The sequence below is a fragment of the Nocardia sp. 348MFTsu5.1 genome, from assembly GCF_000383535.1.
Lineage (GTDB): Bacteria > Actinomycetota > Actinomycetes > Mycobacteriales > Mycobacteriaceae > Williamsia > Williamsia faeni.
This window is the reverse complement of the sequence record NZ_KB911514.1, coordinates 55019-76354: the sequence shown is the minus strand read 5'-3', so window position 1 is coordinate 76354 and position 21336 is coordinate 55019. Positions and strand designations below refer to the sequence as shown.

General features: G+C 63.6%; 16 protein-coding genes and 3 tRNA genes. 11 read left to right on the top strand and 8 right to left on the bottom strand.

Annotation, left to right across the window (positions count from 1 at the left end):
* Positions 1-11: 11 nt before the first annotated feature.
* The 5 genes from H290_RS0112850 to H290_RS28495 form a co-directional block, all read right to left on the bottom strand.
* Positions 12-704, bottom strand: a complete 693-nt coding sequence (locus H290_RS0112850) for a hypothetical protein (protein ID WP_020107216.1) — start codon at positions 702-704, stop codon at positions 12-14.
* Complete coding sequence (locus H290_RS0112845; protein WP_020107215.1) at positions 704-5518, bottom strand: NAD-glutamate dehydrogenase; 4815 nt, start codon at positions 5516-5518, stop codon at positions 704-706. Before H290_RS0112845 ends, H290_RS0112850 begins: the two co-directional genes overlap by 1 nt.
* A gap of 88 nt (positions 5519-5606) precedes the next feature.
* Positions 5607-7280 carry an energy-dependent translational throttle protein EttA gene (ettA, locus tag H290_RS0112840; RefSeq protein WP_028463128.1) on the bottom strand — a complete coding sequence of 558 codons (1674 nt, stop codon included), beginning with the start codon at positions 7278-7280 and terminating at the stop codon, positions 5607-5609.
* A gap of 238 nt (positions 7281-7518) precedes the next feature.
* Positions 7519-7956 (bottom strand): single-stranded DNA-binding protein, encoded by a 438-nt coding sequence (locus H290_RS0112835; RefSeq protein ID WP_028463127.1) that lies wholly within the window; start codon positions 7954-7956, stop codon positions 7519-7521.
* A gap of 148 nt (positions 7957-8104) precedes the next feature.
* The gene (locus H290_RS28495) at positions 8105-10210 is read right to left on the bottom strand and encodes a cytochrome c oxidase assembly protein (RefSeq protein ID WP_051121995.1); all 2106 of its coding nucleotides are present in this window, start codon (positions 10208-10210) and stop codon (positions 8105-8107) included.
* An 88-nt stretch (positions 10211-10298) separates the two neighbouring features.
* Between H290_RS28495 and H290_RS0112825 the strand changes: the two genes are divergently transcribed.
* Positions 10299-10375, top strand: a tRNA-Arg gene (locus H290_RS0112825).
* Between the two features lie 110 nt (positions 10376-10485).
* Here the strand turns inward: H290_RS0112825 and H290_RS0112820 are convergent.
* Positions 10486-10722 carry a DUF1059 domain-containing protein gene (locus H290_RS0112820; protein ID WP_020107211.1) on the bottom strand — a complete coding sequence of 79 codons (237 nt, stop codon included), beginning with the start codon at positions 10720-10722 and terminating at the stop codon, positions 10486-10488.
* A gap of 186 nt (positions 10723-10908) precedes the next feature.
* Between H290_RS0112820 and H290_RS0112815 the strand changes: the two genes are divergently transcribed.
* From H290_RS0112815 to H290_RS0112780, 7 genes are all read left to right on the top strand, one after another.
* Positions 10909-11307: a DUF6188 family protein gene (locus H290_RS0112815; RefSeq protein ID WP_020107210.1), complete on the top strand. Its 399-nt coding sequence runs from the start codon at positions 10909-10911 to the stop codon at positions 11305-11307.
* Positions 11308-11375: 68 nt separating this feature from the next.
* Complete coding sequence (locus H290_RS28490) at positions 11376-12710, top strand: HNH endonuclease signature motif containing protein (protein WP_020107209.1); 1335 nt, start codon at positions 11376-11378, stop codon at positions 12708-12710.
* Positions 12711-12797: 87 nt separating this feature from the next.
* Positions 12798-13394 carry a PadR family transcriptional regulator gene (locus tag H290_RS0112805; RefSeq protein ID WP_020107208.1) on the top strand — a complete coding sequence of 199 codons (597 nt, stop codon included), beginning with the start codon at positions 12798-12800 and terminating at the stop codon, positions 13392-13394.
* Complete coding sequence (locus H290_RS0112800; protein WP_020107207.1) at positions 13391-15436, top strand: NADPH-dependent 2,4-dienoyl-CoA reductase; 2046 nt, start codon at positions 13391-13393, stop codon at positions 15434-15436. The genes H290_RS0112805 and H290_RS0112800 overlap by 4 nt, the downstream gene beginning before the upstream one ends.
* 67 nt (positions 15437-15503) lie before the next feature.
* Positions 15504-16307 carry a mycolate reductase gene (gene cmrA / locus H290_RS0112795; protein WP_028463126.1) on the top strand — a complete coding sequence of 268 codons (804 nt, stop codon included), beginning with the start codon at positions 15504-15506 and terminating at the stop codon, positions 16305-16307.
* Positions 16308-16421: 114 nt separating this feature from the next.
* Positions 16422-17021, top strand: coding sequence for an oligoribonuclease (gene orn, locus H290_RS0112785; protein ID WP_028463125.1), 600 nt, complete (start codon positions 16422-16424; stop codon positions 17019-17021).
* Positions 17022-17104: 83 nt separating this feature from the next.
* Positions 17105-17177: transfer RNA gene (locus H290_RS0112780), tRNA-His, on the top strand.
* A gap of 274 nt (positions 17178-17451) precedes the next feature.
* Here the strand turns inward: H290_RS0112780 and H290_RS0112775 are convergent.
* On the bottom strand, positions 17452-18687 hold the full coding sequence (locus tag H290_RS0112775) for an Ig-like domain-containing protein (protein ID WP_051121993.1): 1236 nt from the start codon (positions 18685-18687) through the stop codon (positions 17452-17454).
* Between the two features lie 248 nt (positions 18688-18935).
* Here H290_RS0112775 and H290_RS0112770 point away from each other — a divergent pair.
* The 3 genes from H290_RS0112770 (at position 18936) to H290_RS30210 (ending at position 20905) form a co-directional block, all read left to right on the top strand.
* Positions 18936-19008, top strand: a tRNA-Lys gene (locus H290_RS0112770).
* Positions 19009-19226: 218 nt separating this feature from the next.
* On the top strand, positions 19227-20192 hold the full coding sequence (locus H290_RS0112765; RefSeq protein WP_196809539.1) for an ABC transporter ATP-binding protein: 966 nt from the start codon (positions 19227-19229) through the stop codon (positions 20190-20192).
* Positions 20189-20905, top strand: a complete 717-nt coding sequence (locus tag H290_RS30210) for an ABC transporter permease subunit (RefSeq protein WP_020107201.1) — start codon at positions 20189-20191, stop codon at positions 20903-20905. The genes H290_RS0112765 and H290_RS30210 overlap by 4 nt, the downstream gene beginning before the upstream one ends.
* Before the next feature lie 41 nt (positions 20906-20946).
* On the opposite strand, the gene H290_RS0112755 is transcribed toward H290_RS30210, so the two are convergent.
* On the bottom strand, positions 20947-21195 hold the full coding sequence (locus H290_RS0112755; protein WP_020107200.1) for a DUF3618 domain-containing protein: 249 nt from the start codon (positions 21193-21195) through the stop codon (positions 20947-20949).
* Positions 21196-21336: the final 141 nt, after the last annotated feature.

Genomic DNA, 21336 nt, shown 5'->3' with positions numbered 1-21336 from the left:
TCCGGGCACCGCTAGTTGACCGACAGGCCCAACGGCATGGTTCGGCGCTGATACACCGACCCGAAGCGGGCATCGAGTCGTGCCCACACCGCGGTCGCACGCACCCGGACCATCTCGGCATCGTCGATGTCGTCGATCGGCGATGTCTCGCTGATGTCGCGGTTGTCGGCCTGACGCACAAAACCCATGGCCGTCAGTGCAAACACCGAACGCATCGACACCCCGACCACCTGATCAGACGACTCCGATGAGACATTGAGCACCTGCTGGTCGAGCAGGCCGGTCGGCGGTCCGTGTCCGCTGCCCTGCGTGCGGGCGACCTCCGCACCGGTCCGCGACAGTTGCACCAGAACCCGCGCGGGTACGTCGTCGACGTGCGTGAACCCGGCGGCCGACGGCAGCGCGCCGCGCCACGCACTGTCGAGGGCAAATCCGGTGTCCACCGTGGCGGCCGCCGGATCGTCGTAGGTCGCCCGCAACACCGTGCGCAGTTCGGACGCCCCGCAGACCACGTCGTCGCCGGACATCGACCCGGACACCACCCGGCTGGCCAAGACATCGAATCCGGTGTTGACCCAGACGCCGAGGAGTCCGTCGGGACGACGTTTGATGCGGATCACCGCGACATCGTCGGCGCGTAGTGCCCGCCCGGCGAACGCCGCCAGATCGATCCGATCACGGGCGGACAGTGTCAATTCGGCCATCAGCGGATGGTGCTCCTCAGTTGTCGGGCGGCGACCGACAGGGTCGCCAGATCGAGGTTCCCACTCTCGGCGATGTCCGCCAGTGTTGCGCGAACCCGGGACAACCTCGAGGTGTTGTTCAGTTCCCACTCGGCTATCTTCTCGTCCGCCGATTCGGTGGGTTCACCCGAGTCGAGGATCACCAGACACAGCGCTCGCAACGCCCCGTGCAGGTCGTCGCGCAATGCCAGCCGGGCCAGCGAATGCCACCGGTCGATGCGATCGAGGTCGGACACCGCGCTGAGCAGTTGATGCACCCCGAGATGTTCCATCAGCGCGAAGTACAGATCGCCGACCTCCAGTGGATCGCGGTCGGCGATCTCGGCGGCGTCGATGATGTCGAGGAGGCAGAAACGATGCAGGCTCGAGGCAACGGCCTGCGCTGTCTCGCCGGGGACGCCATCTGCGCGCAGACGCTCGGCATGCCGATTGATGGCTCGCGCCGACGCCCCGCGCAGCCAGCCCGCCAGAGACGGTGACAGCTCCGCGACGAGACCGCCGTAACGGGTGACCTCGGCGGCCATCGCCAACGGCTGTGGGCGCCCGGCGATCATCCAGCGAGACGCCCGGAAGAGCAGTCGGCGGGTGTAGACGATCATCGAGTTGGTGGTCGGCACCGGACACGGGGCCGCTGCGATGTCCCGCCACAGGGCGTGCAGTCCGAAGATCTCCGTGACCACCTCATACGACCGCACCACGTCGACCGGGTCGCTGCCGCTGCCCTCACAGAGACGGAAAACGTGTGTGATCCCGGCGTTGTCGACCAGATCGTTGACCACCGTGGTGGTGACGATCTCCCGCCGCAGTTGATGGGTTGCGATCCCCTCGGCAAACCGTTCCTGCAACGGGGCCGGGAAATAGCCGATCAGACGCGGCGAGAAGACGTCGTTGTCCGGCAGTTCCCCCGCGAGCATGTCGACCTTGAGGCCGAGTTTGACGTGGGCCATCACGGTGGCGAGCTCCGGTGAGGTCAAACCGTGACGGCCGGTGGCATTTCCGCGTTCTACCAGTTGTTCCGGACGGGGTAGCGCCTCGAGACGCAGGTCGACGCCGCGACCGGCCATCTCTTTCAGCAGCCGGGTGTAGACCTCGGCCGTCACGTCGGCATCGGCCCGGCTGATCCCGAGCTCTGCGTTCTGGGAGACGTTGTCCGCCAACACCAGATCCCCGACCTCGGTGGTCATCGACTCCAGCAACGGATTTCGCTGCGCCGCCGGCAGCCGGCCCACCGACACCTGGGAATCGAGCAGGATCTTGATGTTGACCTCATGGTCCGAACAATCGACACCGGCGGAGTTGTCCATCGCGTCGGTGTTCACCCGGCCACCGCCGAGCGCGAACTCGATACGGCCGAGTTCGGTCAGCCCGAGGTTGCCACCTTCTCCGACGACCTTGGCGCGCAACTCGTTTCCGTCGACGCGAATGGAGTCGTTGGCCTTGTCCCCCACCTGTTCGTTGGACTGGGTTCCGGCTTTCACGTAGGTTCCGATGCCGCCGTTCCACAGCAGGTCGACCGGTGCCATCAGGATCGCCCGGATGAGTTCCGGTGGCGACAGGGCACCGATGTCCTCAGCCAGCCCCAGTGCTTCGGCAGCTCGGGGACTGACCGGAATCGATTTCTGATCGCGGGCCCACACGCCACCGCCGTCGCTGATCAGGTCCGCGTCGTACTCGGCCCACGACGATCGGGGCAGCTCGAACAGGCGCCTGCGCTCCACAAAGGAGCGGGCGGCGTCGGGATCCGGGTCGATGAATACGTGCCGGTGATCAAATGCGGCCACCAACCGGATGTGCTCGGACAACAGCATTCCGTTACCGAACACATCGCCACTCATGTCGCCGATCCCGACCACCGTGAAGTCCTCGGTCTGGGTGTCCGCACCCATCTCCCGGAAGTGCCGTTTCACCGCTTCCCAGGCACCGCGGGCCGTGATGCCCATCGCCTTGTGGTCGTACCCGGCCGACCCTCCCGAGGCGAAGGCGTCACCCAGCCAAAATTTGTACTGTCCGGCAACATCATTGGCGATGTCCGAGAACGAGGCCGTCCCCTTGTCTGCGGCCACCACCAGATACGGGTCGTCGTCGTCGCGGCGCACCACCTCCGGCGGTCCGACGATGTCGCCCGACTTGGCTTCGATGTTGTCGGTGACGTCGAGCAACCCGGAGATGAACCGTCGATAACATGCGATGCCTTCGGCCCGGGTCGCCTCGCGGTCGGCGGCCGCGTCACCGGTGGGGATCGGCGGACGTCTGACCACGAATCCGCCCTTGGAGCCGACCGGCACGATCACCGCGTTCTTGACCGCCTGAGCCTTGACCAGTCCCAGGATCTCCGTCCGGAAATCCTCTTGCCGGTCGGACCAGCGCAGGCCACCGCGCGCGACCGACCCGAACCGTAGGTGCACGCCTTCGACACGCGGCGAGTACACATAGATCTCGAACAGCGGCCGGGGTAACGGCGTTTGCGGGATCTCGCGGGGCCGGAGTTTGAAGCTCAGGGTCTGGTGCTGCAACCCTTCCCGATTCGTGCCGTAGTAGTTGGTGCGGACCGTGGCAGACAGGACCGCGACGAAAGCGTTGACGATCCGGTCGACGTCCATGCTGATGATGTGGCCGATGGCCACCGTCAGGCCTTCGAGTACCTCCCTGCGCCGGTTGTCGTCGGCGGCATCCGGATCGAATGAGGCCCGGAAAAGTTCGACCAGCGACTTGGTGATCACCGTGTTGGCGCCCAGCACCGCCGCCACATGTGTTGTGCTGTAAGAACTCCCACACTGACGCAGGTAGCGGGCGTAGGCCCGCAACATGGCGACCTGATGCCACGTCAACCCACACCGGAAGATCAGCTCGTTGAAATTGTCGACTTCGGCGTCGCCGCGCCAGATCTCGGAAAAGGCTTCGGTGAAACGATGTTCCACATCGTCGACGCTCTCCTGGTCGACCACCATCCCGCCGGCCAGTGCGAGCCCGAACTCGTAGACGAAGCACCGCCGGCCGTCCTGGCGCTCGATCTCTAGTGGACGTTCGTCGAGGACGTTGACGCCGAGGCTGTGCAGGACCGGCAGGATCTCAGTCAGGGTGGCCGGGCGTCCACACAGATAGAACGCGAAGCGCCAGTCCTGACCACCACCGAGTGCGTCATCTGCCGGCCGGTACAGGCGAACGTAGAAGTCACCGTCTTCCAGTGCGTCGACGATCGCGACATCGATATAGGCCTCCGCCGGACTGCGCACGTCTTTGTAGCTGTCGGGCAGCGTCGCTGCATAGAACGTGATCTCTTCGAGGTCACCGGCGTCACCCACCGCGATTTCACGGAGCCGCTCGTCCCACCCACGTGCAGCCTCGATCATCTTGTCCTGCAAGGCAATCTGGCCCGGAGTACCCACCGCCAGACTGCCCAGCTCACGACAATCACGCGAATCGACCCGCATCACCACGTGTAACAGCGCCAATGCGGATTCACTGACACGCGCGGTGTATTCCAGATGCCCGCCGCCGAGCTCGGCCAGCAGCAGTTTCTGCAATAACTCGCGCAGCCGGGTTGTGTAGCGGTCACGCGGCAGATAGACCAGCGCCGACACGATCTCGCCGGCGGGATCAGGCCGCAGGAACACCCGCACCTGCCGGCTCGGTACGGCCTCGAGGACTCCCGACAGCGTCCGGGCGAGTTCTTCGGCGGGCACCGAGAAGAGCTCGGTTCGAGGCAGGGTCTGCATCAACTCGAGGATCGCCATGCCGTTGTACGAGCTCGGGTCGACCTCTGCCATGGCGAGCACGTCGCTGACCTTGGTGTCGATCACCGGGATCTGCAGGATGTTCTCATGCAGCGCAGTCGAGGTGAAGCTGCCGACGAACACATGATCGCCCACGCGAGTGCCGTCGGTTTCGTAGTCGGCAATCGTGATGAGGGTGGGAAAGTTCGACCGCTGGATACGCGTCGGGAGATAGAGCTGCTGAACGCTGACCGGGCCGTTGCCGGGGGCGGTTCTGTGCGCGGCGTTCTCACCCCGCCAGATACCCAGACCCGTATCGGATTCGGCGGTGCGGTCGCCGTCTGCCGTCACACAGTGCACGTAACCGAAAGGTGAGAAATGCTGCTCGGCGAACCATCCGAGCATCTGCGCATGATCTGATGCCGTCGCGCAGTCGATACCGTCCGGCACGTCCGCCGTCGTATAGGAACCGAAGATGTCGGCAAGGCTCGCGATCAGACCGATCATGGCGGCCCGATCGCGATGGACGTCGCGGATTCGGCCGACCACGGTGTCGAGCTCTGCCCGGACTCGTCCGAGGTCGATCGCCGATGCGGTCGGTGTCGCCTCGACATAGATCCACGACTCGGTGATCCGGCCGTGGCCGGTCTCATCGCCCGATGCGTCGGGGCCGTCCACTCCCAGGAGCACGCCGTCGGCGTCACGGACAACCGGCAGAATCGGGTGATCGATGCGGACGACCATCAGATCGGTCGCCTCGATGCCCGCCACCACGGACTCGACCAGCAGCGGCATGTCGTCGGCGACCATCGCGATCAGCACCGACCCGCCGTCGTGGTCGATGTCGATGACCGTTGTGCCCGGAGTCCTGATGTGCCCCAGCCCCAGATGCCGGAAGAGCTGGGATCGTTGTGACGACCCCAACTCTTCCCAAGACTTCTGCCGACGGGTGCCCGGTCCGTGGAAGTACCCGCTGATTGCTTGCGCCAGCAGGGCTTTCACAGAGGCTGGCAGATTCCCGGACAAGGAATCAGCCAGATCAGACTGTGTCGATCCGGTCATTGCCGTCACGCTCCAGTTGATCGGTCTCCCGCGGTCTCTCCGAGGGGTCTTCCATCAAATGTAGTGTTCGGCAGCGACCTACGAATTGCTAATCGCGAGTCAGCTTTCGGTGTGTCACAGAATGCGGACGCGCGGCTTCGGCGCCGAGGCGCTCGATCTTGTTGGCCTCGTATGCCTCGAAGTTGCCCTCGAACCAGAACCACTGACCCTCGGCGACGTTGCCTTCCCACGCGAGGATGTGCGTACAGGTGCGGTCGAGGAACCAGCGGTCGTGCGAGATGACCACTGCACAGCCGGGGAACTGGTCGAGCGCGTTCTCCAGCGAGCTGAGGGTCTCGACGTCGAGGTCGTTGGTCGGCTCATCGAGCAGGATCAGGTTGCCACCCTCTTTGAGGGTCAGTGCCAGGTTCAGACGGTTGCGCTCACCACCGGAGAGCACCTCTGCCTTCTTCTGCTGATCGGGCCCCTTGAAGCCGAACGCACTGACGTAGGCGCGCGACGGCATCTCGTTCTGGCCGACCTCGATGAAGTCGAGTCCGTCGGAGACAACTTCCCAGACATTCTTCTTGGGATCGATGTTGGCGCGGTTCTGGTCGACGTAACTGAGCTTGACCGTGTCGCCGACCTTGACGTCACCCGAATCGGGATCTTCGAGCCCGACGATGGTCTTGAACAGCGTGGTCTTACCGACACCGTTGGGGCCGATGACCCCGACGATGCCGTTACGCGGCAGCGTGAACGACAGGTCCTTGATCAGGACGCGCCCGCCGAAGCCCTTGTCCAGGTTCTTGACGTTGACCACGATGTCGCCGAGTCGCGGCGGCGTCGGGATCTGGATCTCTTCGAAGTCGAGTTTGCGCATCTTGTCGGCTTCGGCGGCCATCTCTTCGTACCGGCCGAGGCGCGCCTTGCTCTTGGTCTGGCGGGCCTTGGATCCGGACCGAACCCACGCCAGTTCCTCTTTGAGGCGCTTTTGCAGCTTCTGATCCTTTTTCCCCTGAACTTCGAGGCGCGCGGCCTTCTTCTCCAGGTAAGTCGAGTAGTTGCCCTCGTACGGATGCAGCTTTCCGCGGTCGACCTCACAGATCCACTGCGCGACGTGATCGAGGAAGTACCGGTCGTGGGTCACTGCGAGTACGGCGCCGTGGTACGCGGCCAGGTACTGCTCCAGCCACAGCACGCTCTCGGCGTCGAGGTGGTTGGTGGGCTCGTCGAGAAGCAGCAGGTCGGGCTTCTGCAGCAGCAGCTTGCACAGAGCGACGCGACGACGTTCACCACCGGAGAGGTGGGTGACGGGTTCGTCGGCCGGCGGGCAACGGAGCGCGTCCATCGCCTGTTCGAGCTGCGAGTCCAGGTCCCAGGCATCGCCGTGGTCGAGGGCTTCCTGCAGCTGGCCCATTTCTTCCATGAGCTCGTCCGAGTAGTCCGTCGCCATCAGTTCGGCGATTTCGTTGTAGCGGTCGAGCTGCTCCTTGATCAGGCCCATGCCCTCTTCGACGTTCTGCCGAACCGTCTTTTCTTCGTTGAGCTTGGGCTCCTGCATGAGGATGCCGACCGACGCCGCCGGATCCAGGAATGCCTCACCGTTGGACGGCTGATCGATGCCGGCCATGATCTTCAGGATCGACGACTTACCGGCACCGTTGGGGCCGACCACACCGATCTTCGCCCCCGGATAGAACGACATTGTGACGTCATCCAGAATCACCTTGTCGCCGTGTGCTTTTCGCACCTTTTTCATGGTGTAAATAAACTCTGCCACGTTAGGGCCTCTCTACCTGCTCGTAAGGGGTGTCGGGCTGACCGATCGCGCGCGTTCTGCCCTTCACTGAACGCCGGTCACCTCGGGCCGATGACACGTCGCCAGGCATCACTCGCGACGCGCACCGAGGCAATCCAGCCAATGCACCCCTCAACCCTATCCAATCCACACGCGACATTTTCCGCCCCCGCGTTACGGATGCTTGATCGACGTGAAGAGGATGGGGCATCGAGGTTGCTCAGGCAGCGGCGGCGCTGTCCTGACCGGCCCGCCCATCGGAAGAGCCGGGCACCGTCGACGTGGTTGTGACCCGAGGCATCATTCCCTCGAAGCTGACGGTGCACCGGCTCAGGTCCATCCCGATCACGGATGCCGTCATCTCCAGGTCGGCACGTCGTTCACCGGATTCGCTGATGTACTCGTTGGTCTTGATCTGCCCGTGTGCGATCACCGGCCGCCCCTTGGCCACCACCGGCGCGGCACCATCGATGAGTCGGCGCCAGCAACTGACGGTCAGGTAGAGCGAAGGTCCGTCGGCCCACTCCCCCGAGCGCTTGTCGAGCCGGCGGGAATTGCACGCCATCCGGAACGACAACACCTCTTCACCGGCCGTCGTGTGCCGTCGGCGCGGATCCGAGATCACGGTCCCGATGACAGTTGTATAGGTCTCGTACATGGTTCTCCCCCTGATGATTTCGAACGCTCTCGGCGCCACCTGGTTCTCCGGTGTGAGACCAGCATGGCCCGGGGTACCGACCATCAGCCGACGCCGGGAGGTGAACTGGGGATGCAATCGAACACTGTGGACAAACGTCGCACTCCGATCAGGATCGAGTACCCGGTGTCGGTTCACTCGAGTCCGGTTCCGCGGATTCATCCGGCGCCGCCGCGTCTGCCACCGGGCCCGATGCGACAGCCGCCTCGGGCTCGGAAACACCGGACATCTGCTTCAGCATCGCGTTGTAGCTGGCCAACTCGGCATCCTCGTCACGATCGGCGCGGCGATCGTACTGGCGCGCCTGCCGGAGGTCCTGGCGACTCCATTGCACGAGCAGCGCCAGCATCACCACGACGAGTGGGACCTCGCCGGCCGCCCACGCGATACCGCCGCCGAGTCGTTGATCACTCATCAGGTCCGGGGCCCACGGCAGCATCAGGCTCTGGTAATAGCTGCGTGCAATGACGTTGTCGGTGCTCATCAACGCGACGCCGAAGAAGGCATGGAACGGCAACGAGGCGAACACCATTGCGAGTTTGACCACCGGTGACAGTGTTCGCGGCGCCGGGTCGATCCCGATGACCAGCCAATAGAAGAGGTAGCCGGTGATGATGAAGTGGAAGTTCATCGCCACGTGCGCGGCGTGGTAGTCGACCAGTGTTTCGAACAACCCGCCCAGGTACAACACGTAATAGCTGCCGACGAACAGCACTGACGCGATCAGCGGATGGGTGATGAACCGCGAGAACGGACTGTGCAGGATGGCAAGAATCCATTCGCGCGGTCCGGGTGGAGCCGTCTTGCCGGCCGGTTTCAGTGCCCTCAGAGCCAACGTCATGGGTCCACCGAGCACCAGCAGGACCGGCGCCAGCATCGCCAACATCATGTGCGCGATCATGTGCAGGCTGAACATCGCCGGCGCGTACCTACCCAGGCCGGAGGACGTGGCGAACAGCAGTGCCGCGCAGCCGAGGATCCAGGCGATCGTCCGGCCGATCGGCCACGCATCCCCGCGACGGCGCAGGCGGATCACACCGCGCACGTAGACGACGGCCATGACGATCGCCAGCGTCCCGAACAGCAGGTCGAACCGCCAGTCGAGGAAGATCCGGCCGAAGGTGGGTTCGTGATCGATCCGGTAACCCAGAAGCAGTTCGGACGCCGGCATGTTCGACGGATTGACGTTCGCCGGAGGTGGGGTCCGGGACAGACCCACGGCGACCCCGAATGTCGCCGCGAACACCAGGAGCTCGACCGTGGCAAAGCGGATCAACGGGCGACGGTTGTCGTCCTTCTCGATCGCCGGGATGGTCGCCTTTCGGTGCCATGCACCAAACCCACCGAGCACCACCAGGGCCGCTGTCTTCACCAGCACCAGCTGTCCGTACGTCTCGGTGAACAGCTGATCGATGTGCACGCGGATCAGGGCATTGATCACGCCGCTGGCCCCGACGACGAGAAACGTCCAGAACGCGACCCGGGAGTAACGGGTGATCGCCAGCAGCGTGTAGCGGCCGCCACCCCGGGCGTAGATCAGGACTGCGAACAATCCACCCATCCACAGGCAGGCTCCCACGAGATGCAGGATCAGGCTGTTGGTCGCGACGTCGTGACTTCCACCGGTCGACGAGTGCCCCGCCAGTGCGATCGGCATCAACGTCAGGATCGACAGCGGCAGCACGATCAGAGCCCAGGTCCAGCGCAATGCGATGCGTGCCACGAGCGCGCAGATCAGGGCAAAGATCGCGGTCCACAGCCAGGACCGGGCGTCGGCGACCTGATCAAATGCGGTGATCAGCCGATTGGGACTCAGCGTCTCCGACAGCGGATACCCAGAGGCGTCCGAAATCGTCAGCGGAATCATCAGCAGCGCCGCAACGGCCCAGACCAGCGCTCCGACCGATGCGGTCTTGATCGCGCGGTAGCCGCCGACATCGAGCACGCCGTCCGACTGCGGGGGAACAAAAAAGGCCGCGAACAACGCGCCGCCGACGGCGATCACCGCGCCGATCTCACCGATCGTCTGCACGGTGGGCAACCCGTACCGCGTCAGCGTCCCAGGATCTCCGACACCGGCGAGATCGAGCGCGGTGCCGGCCGAGATCGCGGTGACCGCCACCGCAACCCCAGCTGCCACCCAGGCCAACACCCAGCCAATGCTTGCCGCGGCACTGCGCCGGATATCGATCGAATCGGGACTGGGTGTACTCACCCCCTCAGGGTAGGCACCGGCCCGATGTGACTCGCGTCCGCATGCTTTCGCCCGGGCCGTTATACTCACCTGCGCCGGTCTTCGGTAAGCCTCCGTAGCTCATCAGGATAGAGCAGCGGCCTTCTAATCCGCAGGTAGCAGGTTCGAGTCCTGCCGGGGGCACCATCACATCCTTGGCCGCCTCCGGCGGCTGTGCGCCTACTGTGTTTGAAAGAGATCGACGCAGGCGCACCACACATTCACCTGCTGACAACACCCCGCACACCGGGGGTCGGTCAGTCTTCCGGAAGCTCCTTGAAGGCCTTCTTGGTGGCCCGGTACCAGCCAAGACCGGATATCGGCTTCTTCCACCGGCCTTGCATGTCCTTCAGTGCACTTTCATGGGTTGTGTCACCGTTTGCGACCGCCTCTTTCAGGTGGCGATCTTGTGCCTGGATCACCTCGTCGGCCTTTTCGCCGCGGAGTTCGAGGTCACATGGTCCGCCCAGTTGCTTACACGTCATCGTTTTCATGACTTCCGACCTCCCGGTCAAACGGGGACATCGCGAGAGTTGATGTCCTGTCGGTGACGTTATCCGCAGCGTCACCATCCGCGCTTCTCGATTTCTGATCGATGCCTGACTCTGGGTCGCACCTCTAGGTCGACGTCCGACGGGGTGTTACCGTCGAATGTGACGTCCGACACACGGAGGCTCACGATGCAACTGTGGATTCAAGGTCACATCGTCGAACGACTCACGTTCGAAGACAATCTGACGTTCTTCTTCAGCAACCACTGCGAGTTGGTCCTGTGGACTCCGTTCGCGCTGACCTCACCCCCGATAGGCGGACGCGGGATCGAACACGACAACATCGATCCGGCCAACGTGATCGCCGAGCAGCGACCGCTGTTCGCGATGCTCGGCACGCGAGGCGACGTGGTCGAGTGCAACGACGACGGTGACCTTCACATCGAGTTCGGCGACGGCAGTGCGATCGACCTGCCCAGCGACCCCGAGAAACCATCGTGGGAGCTCTTCGCCAAACGACACGGCTACGCAACGTGTGAGAAAACCGGCCAGATCCGCATCATCGAACACAATCACGCGACCACCTGACCCCACCTTGTCGGACCCCGGATCTAAGCTTCAAACACTGCTTCGATCACGACGTCCGGGGGGACCACATGTCGCAAACAGAAGATATTGCCAGCCTGCGAGATCGCTTGCGGCATATCGAGTTCGATGTCAGTTCCGTTGATTCGGTGGACCAGATCACCGCACTCGAAGATCTCAAAGCTGCCTGCGCCGCCGCCCAGGCGCGGGCGACGATGAACCTTTCGACCAAGCGCCGACAGGAACATCGAGAACAGGGTGTGCCCGAGAAGAGAGTGGGTGCGGGCGTCGCCTCCGAGGTCGGATTGGCCCGACGTGTGTCGCCTCACCGAGGTGGCCGCTACCTCGGTTTCGCACGAGCGGTGGTCGATGAGATGCCGCACACGATGGCAGCACTCGAATCAGGCCGCCTCTCGGAGTGGCGTGCGACCATCCTCGTTCGCGAGACCGCCTACCTCGCCGTCGAGGATCGGATCGCGATCGACACCGAACTCTGCGCCGATCCGGCAGCCCTCGATGGCGTCGGAGACAAGGCACTCACAGCTCGCGCGAAAGCGCTTGCCTATCAGCGCGATCCGCACGCAGTCGTGGCGCGCGCCGGCAAGGCGGCCAAAGATCGGAGGGTGACGTCGCGCCCCGCGCCCGACTGTATGGCGAACGTGACAGCGCTGCTTCCGGTCGCACAGGGCGTCGGTGTGATCGCAGCACTACGCAAAGCGGCCGACCTACACACCAGCACCGGCGACAACCGGTCGCGGGATCAGATCATGGCCGACGTGTTGTTCGAGCGGGTGACCGGCCGAGCCGCAGCCGAGGGAGTTCCGATCACGGTCAACCTCGTCATGTCCGACACTGCGCTACTGGGTGATTCGGACGACGCCGCCCATGTCGACGGCCACGGTCCCATCCCGGCCGGGATTGCCAGACAACTGGTCGCCACTGCCGCCGGACGCGACGCGAAGCTCGCGATCAGACGGTTGTTCACGAAACCTGCGACCGGTGCGCTGGTCGCGATGGAATCGGTCGCGCGAGCATTCCCCAAAGCCCTGGCACTGCTGATCCGCCTTCGCGATCAGATGTGCCGCACCCCTTACTGTGACGCTCCGGTGCGCCATGTCGACCATGTGACACCACATGCCCAGGGCGGATCCACGAATGCCGACAACGGCCAGGGACTGTGCGAGGAATGCAACTACGCCAAACAGGCACCGGGTTGGCATTCGGCAACTCAGCCCTCACCGACCGGCCGCCATTCAGTGCGCCTGACCACACCTACCGGCCACCGGCACACCTCCACCGCGCCGCCGCTCTCCCATCCCGGATCCCCGCTTCCCCATCCCCGGACTGACCGGCCAACACTCCACAGCCGGATCGAATCGCGCCTCAACGAGTTGATGGCGGCATAGTTTGCGAACTACCCAGGTCAGGCATATGCACTTTTGAGTATATGAACGCTATTGCATAGCGCTGAGTTGCATGGGTATGGTGCACAGGTGGCACTCGAACACGCGATCATGACCTCGCTCGCCGAGCGACCGGGAACCGGCTATGAGATCGGCCAGCAGTTCTCGCGGTCAATCGGTCATTTCTGGTCGGCCACCCACCAGCAGATCTATCGGACGCTCAAAAAGCTTCACTCCGATGGGCTGGTCAGCTTCGAGTCCGTGGCACAGGACGGCCGGCCTGACAAGAAGGTCTACACATTGTCCGCGAAAGGGCGTACCGCACTACGTGATTGGGTTGGTACACCCACCGAACCCCAGCAACTTCGCGACGAACTGGGTGTCAAGATCAGGGCCGCCGAGGCCGCCGATCTGCCCCAACTGATCGGCGAACTGCGCAGGCAACGCGCTGTGCACGAGGAACGCCTCCGCCTCTACCAAGAGTTCGAAAAGCACGATTTCCCAGACCCCAGCGCACTCAACCTGCGCAAACTCAAACAACACCTCGTGCTGCGTGGTGGCGTGCGCATCGAAGTCGGCTTCATCGACTGGTGCGACGAAGTGATCGCCGCACTCGAGGGCGTCGTCGATACATCATCCAACACTGACCACACGGCCAGCCCCCGTGACCAGAGAGGTTCTCCATGACCAATCCGTACCCAAAGTTGTTCGAGCCGTTGACGATCAACAAGACCGTCCTCAGAAACCGCATCATCATGGGATCGATGCACACCGGCCTCGAAGACCGCATCTGGGACACCGATAAGCTGGCCGCGTACTACGCGGAACGCGCCCGTGGCGGCGCCGGCCTGATCATCACAGGCGGTATCGCGCCCACCCGCGCCGGGCTCCTCTTGCCGTTCGGTAGCAAACTCACCAATAAGATCGACGTCATCCGGCACCGACGACTCACCTCCGCCGTGCACAGAGAAGGCGGCAAGATCGCCATGCAGGTCCTCTATGCCGGCCGTTATGGCTACACCCCGCTCAAATTCAGTGTCAGCTGGGAGAAGTCGCCCGTCCACCCGTTCCAGCCGATCAAGATGAACGATGCGCTCATCAGGCATGCGATCTGGTCATACGGTCGCTGCGCAAAACTCGCCAAGGATGCGGGTTACGACGGCATCGAGATCATGGGTGGTGAGGGCTACCTCCTCAACACATTCCTGTGCAAACGCACCAACAACCGCACCGACAAGTGGGGCGGCAATACCGAGAACCGTCAGCGGATCGTTGTCGAGATCGCGAAGGAGATCCGCAAGAAGACGGGCCCCGACTTCATGGTGATCATGCGCCAGTCGATCGCCGACCTGGTCAAGGACGGCCAGACGTGGGACGAAATCGCTTCGCTGGCACGCAAACTCGAGGCCGCCGGCGTCGACGCGATCAATACCGACATCGGTTGGCACGAAGCACAGGTCCCCACGATCGTCACGTCGGTTCCGCGTGGAGCGTTTGTCAGCTACACCGAGCGTTTGCGCGAAGAGGTGTCGATCCCGCTGATCGCGTCGAACCGGATCAACACCCCAGAACTCGGCGAGGAGATCCTCGAGGGTGGCCGGGTCGACGCCATCTCGATGGCACGACCCTTGTTGGCAGATCCCGAGTTCGCCAACAAGGCCCGGGCGGGCCGCGGCGACGAGATCAACACCTGCATTGCCTGCAACCAGGCCTGCCTCGACCACGCGTTTGTCGGCAAGAAGGTGTCCTGCCTGCTGAACCCGCGCGCCGGGCGCGAGACGACCCTGACCCTGGGCCCCACGCGTATGGCCAAGCGCGTCGCGGTTGTCGGTGCCGGCCCGGCCGGACTCTCTGCCGCTGTCGCCGCCGCGCAGCGTGGACACACCGTGCATCTCTTCGAGGCCGGCGAGCAGATCGGAGGCCAGTTCTCGATCGCCGCCCGAATTCCCGGCAAGGAGGAGTTCTCCGAGACCATCCGCTACTACAAGCGGCAACTCGAAGTCACCGGCGTGCAGGTCCACCTCAACACCTGGATCACCGCCGATGAACTCATCGAGCAGAAGTTCGACGACGTTGTCGTCGCGACCGGTGTCACGCCCCGGATGCCGAACATCCCGGGAATCGACCATCCGAAGGTGTTGTCGTACGCCGATGCCGTCCTCGGTCGCGGCGAGATAGGCAAGACCGTTGCGGTGATCGGTGCCGGCGGAATCGGATTCGATGTCAGCGAATTCCTGATCGTCGACGACTCCCCCGCCCTCAACATCAAGGAATGGAATGAGGAGTGGGGTATCACCGACGACCTCACCGTTCCCGGATTCGTCGGCAGGCCGCGGCCCACGCCGGCCTCCCGCAAGGTCTACCTCGTCCAGCGCAAGCCCGGACGCCAGGGCAAGACACTTGGCAAGACCTCCGGGTGGGTGCACCGCGCCACCGTCAAAATGAAGGGCGTGGAACAGATTTCGGGCGCCACCTACGACAAGGTCGATGACGCCGGACTGCACCTGAGCTTCGATCCGAAGGAAGAGGGTGGCGAGCGCACCACGCGCATCCTCGACGTCGACACCATCGTGGTGTGCGCCGGACAGGAATCGGTCCGCGACCTGATCGATCCGTTGACCGTGGGCGGAGTCAACACCCACGTGATCGGTGGTGCCGATGTGGCCGCCGAACTCGACGCAAAGCGCGCGATCCGTCAGGGCACCGAGGTCGCCGCGAGTATTGTCTGACCTCACGCGGCGTATGCCCTGGCTTTCGGGGCCGTTGGTGCTTGCGTGGACGGTTACGATCTGGGCCATGGGTATTCCTGAGCCGTCATCGTCCGCCCGGGCAGTGGTCACCGGAGCCTCCTCCGGAATCGGCGCGGCGCTCGCCACCGAGTTGGCCCGCCGTGGCCATTCCCTGATCCTGGTGGCGCGCCGAGAAGGGATCCTGCAGGCCACGGCGACCGAACTCGCGCAGGAGTTCGGCGTCGAGGTCGAGGTGATGGCGACAGACCTCTCCGATTCCGCCGCGACCACGGCACTGTGCGAACAGTTGGCAGGCCGGGAGATCTCCATCCTGTGCAACAACGCCGGAATCGCGACCTTCGGGGCACTGGTGGAGCTCGACGCGGAGTATGAGCGGGCCCAGGTGCGGCTGAATACCGTTGCCGTGCATGACCTCACGTTGGCGGTCCTGCCCCGGATGGTCGAGCGGGGTTCCGGCGGCATCCTCATGGTCGGGTCGGCCGCGGGCAACATGCCCATTCCTCACAACGCCACCTATGCCGCATCGAAGGCGTTTGTGAACACCTTCTCCGAGTCCCTGCGCGGCGAGGTCTCCGGCCAGGGTGTCCACGTGACGTTGCTGGCACCGGGGCCCGTCCGCACGCATACCCCGTCGCCGGAAGAAGCCAGCACCGTCGACCGAGTGGTCCCGGACTTCCTCTGGAACTCGAGCGAGTACGTGGCGAAGCTGAGTCTGGATGCGTTAGAACGCAACAAAATGCGCGTTGTGCCGGGCATGTTGTCCAAGGCGATGTCAGTTGGGGGCGGTTACATCCCACGCAAGTTCACCGCCCCCATCGTCGGAACGTTCTACCGAAAGTTCGGCGACTGATCGTCGAGCTGCATGTTCGAAAACCGTACCGGCCGGATCGAGACCGCCGATGCCCTCGATGTCCGTGCCGGTCTGGCCTACGGGCGCAGAGTATCGCTGAACTAAGGTGAAGTGGTGCAAGACAAACTTGTGTGGATCGACTGCGAGATGACCGGCCTGCAATTGGGCAGCGACAAACTCATCGAAATCGCAGCGTTGGTCACCGACAGCGAACTGAACATCTTGGGCGACGGCGTAGACGTTGTCATCCATGCCGACGACGACGCCCTGGCCGCGATGCCCGACGTCGTCAAGAAGATGCATGCCGCATCAGGCCTGACCGAGGAGGTGCGACGCTCCACGGTCACTCTCGACGAGGCCGAGAAGATGGTGCTGGAGTACCTGCGGGCGGAGATCGGTTCAGCCGGCGCCGCTCCTCTGGCCGGTAACTCGATCGCCACGGACCGCGGATTCATCGCACGCGATATGCCGAAGCTGGACGGCTACCTGCACTACCGCATGGTCGACGTCAGCTCGATCAAGGAACTGTGCCGGCGCTGGTACCCGAAGATCTACTTCGGCCAGCCGCAGAAGGGCCTCGCCCACCGCGCCCTGGCCGACATCCGCGAATCCATCCGCGAACTCAAGTACTACCGCGAAACCGCATTCGTGGCACTGCCGGGCCCAGACACCTCAGCCATCGAAGAAGTGACCAAAACACTCGGTCCGGCTTGATAACCCGCAGGTCAAAGCCCGATTGGAGTTTCTGCCCGGCATACCGCTAAAGTTAGTTCCGGTCCGCAGAGCGGATACCGATGGTGGGCGTAGTTCAGTTGGTAGAGCACCAGATTGTGATTCTGGCTGTCGCGGGTTCGAGTCCCGTCGTCCACCCAACGAAGATGGTCTATCACGCCTACCGGCGTGGTAGACCATTTTTGTATCTGCAACCCGGGGCCGGTTGACCCACCGCGACAACAGCATTGGTCTCAGCGCCTCTCAGGCGCTCCCCTCCGACGTCGACGACGCCCAGGATGCGTTGACCCGTCCTGAACGCACAGCGTCGCGCTCGGAGCCCCACATACGACAAACGCCGGGTGGTAACCGTCTCTCGACGATCACCACCCGGCGCAGCCTACGAATCACGCGGGTCGGGACTCGGCCCAGATCAGGCGTTGCCTGCCTTCCACGTCTCCCAGGGGATGTTCCAGTCACCGAGGCCGTCGGTACCCGGCAGCTCGTCACCGATGGTGTTCTTGACGGTGACGATGTCGCCGCGGAGTGAGTTCTGCACCCACCAGAGTGCGTTCTCCGGGCTGACGTTCAGGCATCCATGGCTGGTGTTCTCGGAGCCCTGCGCGTACACCGACCACGGCGCGGAGTGGATGTAGATACCGCTCCAAGACATCTGGGTCGCGTTGTCGACGTCGAGCTTGTATCCGGCCGGCGAGTTCACGGGGACACCGTAGGTCGACGAGTCCATCACGATCCGATCGAGACGGTCGCCGATGATGTAGGTGCCGTTGTTGGTCGGGGTCGAATCCTTGCCCATCGACGTCGGCATGGTCTTGATGACGTTGCCGTTCTCACTGATGGTGATCATCTTGGTGTTGTCGTCGGCAACGGCGATCAGTTCACGGCCGATCGTGAAGTTCGTCTTGAGGTTCTCCTGACCGAACAGGCCGTCCCCCAGGTCGATTCCGTAGGTGTTGACCTCGACGTCGACCTTCGTACCGGGCTTCCAGTAGTTCTCGGGCCGCCAGCGCAGTTCGGTGTCACTGAGCCAGTAGAACGCACCCTCGGTCGGCGGATCGGTCTTGATGGTGATCGCGTCCTGGGCAGCCTTGCGGTTCGGGATCGACTCGTCGAATCGGATCGACACGGGCATCCCGACACCGACGGTCGAGCCCTCGTCCGGCAGCAGGTAGGCCTGGGTCAGGTTGTTCGGGGAGCTGGTGGTGAACGTGCGGCTCGACTGGGTCGTGCCTCCGATGCCCTTGGCGTCGGCCACCAGGGTGTACTGCTTGTTGTACCCGAACGATCCGGCGGGAACCGTCCAGGTCTTCTGGTCGTCGGACATGACACCCGGCACAGCGGTTCCGGCCTCGTTGGTGATCTGAACGTTGGTCAGTCGGCCATCGCTGGCGACCACCTGAACCGGTGCGCCCGGCGCGAAACCGACGTCTCCATCGATGACCGGCTGGTTCGCGAATCCGGTGACCTCGACGGCAGGCTGCAGCAGATCGTCGAAGGGCGTGGTGCTCACCACCTGGTCGCTGTACTTCGGCGGCTTGGGTTCAGCAGAAGAGCACGCCGAAGCGACACCCGCGAGTGTCAGCAACAAAATCAATAGAACCGTGGGCGTTTTCGCCCTCCGGGTCACAGAGGCCTGCCGGAACCCCATCACACTCCCAAGATCTGTCTAAGGCCCGACAACGCGGGCAAGAAACTAACTATCCGCAGTCTACGGGGTGGAGACGACATCCATGGAAACGAAAACCCGCCGGCACTGTGACGCCCCTTACACGAAGCACCCTGCGAACCAGGGGTTTCCACTGTTTCAACCCGGGCGACCAGGCGATTTTTATTTCTGCGGGTCGGCCTGATAGCGTTCTGTCTCGCAAGAACAAGTCAAAAACAACTGAAGAACATGCGCCATTAGCTCAATTGGCAGAGCAGCTGACTCTTAATCAGCGGGTTCGGGGTTCGAGTCCCTGATGGCGCACAGCAAAGTAAAACCCCCGGGCGACTGGGGGTTTTCTCTTGTCCGAATGACATTCGGCCGAATGATCCACCTGATGTCACACCCCGCGATCACGCACGAGGTGATTCCTACCCTCCCAAAGTCGATCCGGCGTGTCGCGATTCGTTCAGGTATGTCGGGTCAGTTTGCGGGGTTTCGAGATCTTAAGATGTGGACATTCCGACTCCTAGGAGATGACTGTGTCCCATGCTCTCGCCTCGCCGCCCGGTGGATCCGGTGGCGCTCATCCGATCGAGTTCGAAGGGACAGTCAAGAAGTACGGCAGCCGTACCGTTCTCAACGGACTCAACTTCAGCGTTCCGGCCGGCTCGATCGTCGGCCTGCTCGGCCCCAACGGGGCCGGAAAGACGACCGCGATGCGGATCCTGCTCGGTCTCCAGCGTCCCACTGCGGGAACGGTCAGGATCATGGGACACGAGCCGGGAACCTCGGCTTACGGGAAAGAGCTGAAGAAGGTCGGCTCGATTCTCGAGGCGCCGCCGCTGTACAAAAACGTCTCTCCGCGGGACAACCTCGCGATCAGGGCGGCGGCAATCGGTCAAAAGATCGGCCGTCACGAGATCGACAGCCTCATCGCGCACGTCGGCCTCGAGGGCCGCGGCGGCGACGACGTCGGCAAGTTCTCCCTCGGTATGCGCCAGCGGATCGGCCTGGCGCTGGCCATGATCGGCGAACCCAACATCGTGATACTCGACGAACCCACCAACGGCATGGACCCCGCGGGTGCAGTCGACATCCGCAAGCTGGTCACCGCCCTGCCCCAACGCGGCGCGACCGCCCTGGTGTGCACGCATCGCCTCGCCGAGGTCGAGCACATGTGCGACTACGTCGTTGTCCTGCGAGAAGGGGAACTCGTCACACAGGGCAGCCTCGAAGACATCCTCGCTGCGGCGTCGTCGGCTTTCGGGCACCGGATCGAAGTTGCGCCCCACGAGGTCGAGTTGGCCCTGCGGGTGCTCTCCCCTCTCGCCCTCGGAGAGATCACAGTGTCCGGCGGGGTCATCGAGACGACACAGACATTGCCTGACCCGTCCGCCATCTCGCATCTGCTCGCCGACGCCGGAATCTACCTACGCGCCTTGGAATCCCATCGCGCGACACTGGAGGACGCGTTCCTCGAACTCACCCAGGAGGCGGGCCGATGAGGGCCGAGATCGCCAAGTTGCGCTATCTTCCGTTGCCGCGTTGGACCGCGGTCGCGGTCCTCGCGGCAGCAGTCATCGCCGGCTTCGCGCTCATCGCGTTCCGGCCGGACAGCAGCTCGACCTACACCGAGGTCCCCTCTACGGTCCTCGATTCGCTGAACCAGATCGCCCTCATGGTCCTCGGTGTCTGGATCGCCACCCTCGAGTTCAGCTCCGGCACTCTCCAGCGCACGCTGACCGCCGAATCGAGGCGTACGCGAGTCCTCACCGCAAAGCTGGTGGTGCTGATAGTGGCCGCGCTCATCCTGCTCGTCGTATCGGTCGCCACCCTCGGCGGGCTCATCCATTTCGCCGCGATCGAGAATGACGTCGACATCGACAAGGCGCATCTGGTGCGCACATTGTTCGGCACAATCCCGGTGTCGGTCGCATTCGCCTTGATCGGCTTCGGTTTCGGATTGCTACTGCGTTCGATGGGCGGCGGTATCACCGTCGCGCTGGCGTTCACCTTTGTGATCTCCGGTGTCGTCTCGCTCGCCCCGCACGCCGCCGAGTACACCGTCACCCAGTTCTCCAACGACCTCAGCAACCACCTGACCGGCAATGGCGCGACAGTCCATGGATGGACCCTGGCCGCGATCGGGACCCTTGGGTGGTGCTTGATCGTGATCGTGCCGGGTTGGATCAAGTTCTTACGCGACGACCTGAAGTAACACGGCCACGCGGTCGGCGGTGGACGGTGACGAAGACGTCGTCAGCTCACAATCTTCTTGATGACGACGGCAATCACGACCACGCCGACCGCGATCAGCGTTCCGGCAACCGCAGGCTTGCTGACCGTGGCGATGACGGTCGCCTTGGCGTCATCGGCCAACCGCTGCGGACTGGTGCGGGTGGCAAGCGCGTCGAGAGTCCCGGCCAGTTCGTCGCGAGCCCGCTCGATATCGCGTTCGATGCTGTCGATGCTGGGCGGCTTGGGGGTGTTGGGGGTGTCGCGTGCCACAGGTCCTCCATCAGTGCAGTGCCGTCCTCGCCGAAATCTGGGGCGTGGATCGGTCCGGTCAGGTCTTCCGCTCTACGGTAGTTCACCCACCGTGTTGCACGTGTTGCGCCACACTGATTGCCCACTCGGCTAGCCTGGGTT

Bases quoted from the DNA above. Each gene is read 5' to 3' on its own strand.
- cmrA (WP_028463126.1), top strand. From the start codon at position 15,504: ATGGGTATTCCTGAGCCGTCATCGTCCGCCCGGGCAGTGGTCACCGGA.
- H290_RS30210 (WP_020107201.1), top strand. From the start codon at position 20,189: ATGAGGGCCGAGATCGCCAAGTTGCGCTATCTTCCGTTGCCGCGTTGG.
- H290_RS0112820 (WP_020107211.1), bottom strand. From the start codon at position 10,722: ATGAAAACGATGACGTGTAAGCAACTGGGCGGACCATGTGACCTCGAA.
- H290_RS28490 (WP_020107209.1), top strand. From the start codon at position 11,376: ATGTCGCAAACAGAAGATATTGCCAGCCTGCGAGATCGCTTGCGGCAT.
- H290_RS0112815 (WP_020107210.1), top strand. From the start codon at position 10,909: ATGCAACTGTGGATTCAAGGTCACATCGTCGAACGACTCACGTTCGAA.
- H290_RS0112775 (WP_051121993.1), bottom strand. From the start codon at position 18,687: ATGGGGTTCCGGCAGGCCTCTGTGACCCGGAGGGCGAAAACGCCCACG.
- H290_RS0112835 (WP_028463127.1), bottom strand. From the start codon at position 7,956: ATGTACGAGACCTATACAACTGTCATCGGGACCGTGATCTCGGATCCG.
- H290_RS0112845 (WP_020107215.1), bottom strand. From the start codon at position 5,518: ATGACCGGATCGACACAGTCTGATCTGGCTGATTCCTTGTCCGGGAAT.
- H290_RS0112800 (WP_020107207.1), top strand. From the start codon at position 13,391: ATGACCAATCCGTACCCAAAGTTGTTCGAGCCGTTGACGATCAACAAG.
- H290_RS0112850 (WP_020107216.1), bottom strand. From the start codon at position 704: ATGGCCGAATTGACACTGTCCGCCCGTGATCGGATCGATCTGGCGGCG.